Source organism: Coleofasciculus sp. FACHB-712 (genome assembly GCF_014695635.1).
In the GTDB taxonomy this organism is placed as follows: domain Bacteria; phylum Cyanobacteriota; class Cyanobacteriia; order Cyanobacteriales; family FACHB-T130; genus FACHB-T130.
Genome location: NZ_JACJOQ010000021.1, coordinates 1 through 2,576, shown reverse-complemented (window position 1 = coordinate 2,576; position 2,576 = coordinate 1). Strand labels below are relative to the sequence as shown.

1 protein-coding gene and 1 pseudogene are annotated in these 2,576 nt (G+C 49.9%); both read right to left on the bottom strand.

The window, feature by feature from the left end; all coding sequences use genetic code 11:
• Window positions 1-326: pseudogene (locus tag H6F50_RS00255) on the bottom strand (hypothetical protein); the annotation flags it as partial.
• 288 nt (window positions 327-614) lie between these two features.
• Window positions 615-2,576: ATP-binding protein (locus H6F50_RS00250; RefSeq protein ID WP_190424994.1), on the bottom strand; the 1,962-nt coding region annotated here is incomplete at its 5' end.

Genomic DNA, 2,576 nt, shown 5'->3' with positions numbered 1-2,576 from the left:
ACTCTGATTTGCTGAAGTTCTTGCAAATGCTGCGTTTCAATGTCTAGCGCCCGTTTTAGTTCGTCTAACTTTGAAGTTTCACCCGTTAATTTTGCGGAGAGTCCAAAAACAATTCCGCCAAACTCTAATTGCAGATCGGCTAGACCTTTGACAATACTATCGATGGTATAAGTAGAAGCTGCTTGAAGAACTTCTTTGTTCTTTTCTTTTTCTGCTTCTTGTTCCTTAGTCGCGATTTTTGACTCGATTCTTTTCTTGTCTGCAATCAGTTGTTTGAAGGCTTCTAGAATCTGTTCTTTGCTGTCTTTGGATGCCACTTTATTCATGCTTTTTCTCCATAAAAAAGTTGCTCCGTCGTAGGTGAATTTCCTACAGCAGAGTGTCGCAATCTAACCAGGAACACAGCCTTTAAATAGAACAAATGTTCTACTACTAGTGCAATATACTCAAGGAATTATGGCATTGTCAAGGGAAAATACGCCGGGAAACAGGTGTATAAAAAGTTACTGCTTATAGATGGCTTGAGTAGGTAGTCGCCCATGCCAACATTTCAGCAGGCACGGCAATGCCGTACCTCTGCACCGGGGAACGAGAAGGTGAGGTGGGGATGAGAGTTAGTAGGTTGATTGGGTAAGGGTTTGGTGAATTTGGTCTAACACTTCTGCCATCGATAGGGTGGGCACGCGCAGAATTTTGGTAGCGATCGCGCTGAGGATTTCCGGCAACTCTGAGGTAGCTTCATCGACCCCATCATTTTGATGCTCAAGCACCAAAATCGGCGGCAGAAAAGGCATCTGTCTCAAGGAAGCCAGCGCCTCCATCAAGGCTGGATTTAGCTCCATGTCTGCCAGATCGATCAGCAATAAATCAACGTTTTGCTGTTGAAGTTGCCGCAATACTTCAGTCCAAGACCGCGAAAGTATACTTCTAAACCCGGCTTTTTGTAGGTAGTGAATCAGAGGCGATGCCTTCGAGCTGCCCAGCTGGGGTTTAGCGAACAATCGAGGGTCGAAGGCTTCGCTGGTCGGGTAGCGATTGACGCTTGCCGACAAATCCATCAGCGATCGCGCATCGACGACTAAAATGCTTGGCTTACAGCTCATCCCGACGGCAATCTGAATCACCTGCAATAAGGCGGCGGTGTGATCGTTCCCATCTCCTGCCAAACAGGGAAAGACACAAAGACTGCTCACTTGATTTGCCGCCTCAGTCGTCGGGCGATCTAGCGTTACTAAAGGTAGAGAAGCTAGGGTCGTCTGTGAGGCAAGTTGTTGGAGATAGACAAGCGGATCTTCTAGACCCCCACCATCGAGGATAACGACATCCGGCTGCCAAACGCGAGCCAGAAGTTCTGCCTGTTCTAGATCGTCGGCTTCTAGAACCCGGTGATTTGGCGAGAGTCCCAATGCGGTGGGCGAAAATTCTATCGCGGCTTGCTCAAGAGAAGTGAGATGTAAAATCGTCAGGCTGACGTTGGTGCATTGCTTTGGCTTGGTTAAACAAGTCAGGCTGTGGCGTAAAGTTTCCGCCTGGACGGGCAGCGTTAAAAAGCCGTCTGCTCGGTTGGAGGCGGCTTGCTCTTTTTCAGCGTTAGCGGCTGTCACGATGACTGGAATGTGGCAGGTTTGGTCGTCTGATTTGAGCAGAGTCAGCACGTCCCAGCCGGAAAGCAGGGGCAAGCACGGGTTGAGCAGTATGGCTTGTGGCTGAAATCGCCGTGCTTTTTCGAGGGCTTCTGTCCCGGAACGAGCGATCGCAGCTCGATAGCCTAAACTGGTGAGTTGCTGAGTGAGATGGTCGATGTACTGAGGTGCGGCTTCGACGATCAAAATCAACCGATTGCGGTTCAAGGATGAACGATGGGGAGTGAAGGATGCATCCCGATTTTTTTGAGCCTTCATCCGGCTTCCTTCCTCCTTGCGCGTCGGGGGAATCGGAGGAAGTAGCAGGGTAAACTGGCTTCCCTCACCGGGTTTGGAGATAAAGGAAACATCCCCACCGTGCAGACGAGCCAAACCTTGGGTTAAAACCAGCCCCAACCCCGTCCCGTCAAAGCGGCGGGTCATGGGGTCTTCTAGCTGTTGAAATTTTTGAAAAATTAGATGTTGTTTTGCCTCTGGGATACCAATGCCAGTGTCCCAAACAGTAAAAGCAATCCAGCCTTCCCACCGACTAACTTTCAGTCCAATTTCGCCGCCCGCTTCGGTAAATTTGAGGGCGTTGGAAAGCAGGTGAGTGAGCATCTGGCGCAGACGCAAATCGTCCGCCACAATCGTTTCTAATCCAGGTTCGATACTGAGCGTAAAACCCAGTTCCTCTTTGGCGTTGCTGACTGGTTCATGCCCCGTTGCCGGTTGGTCTTTTAAGGTCTGGAGTTGTCTCGCTTGAGATAAAGCGCGATCGCACACTGTCAGAAGATTCACGGGTTCTGGCGACAGTTCCAACTGCCCCGTCTCCATCCGAGTCAAATCTAAAATATCGTTGACCACCGTCATCAACTGACGCCCACTCTGATGAATCAGCTTTGCATAGCGTTCCTGACGCTCGTTCAGCTGTCCCAGTACCCGATCCTTGAG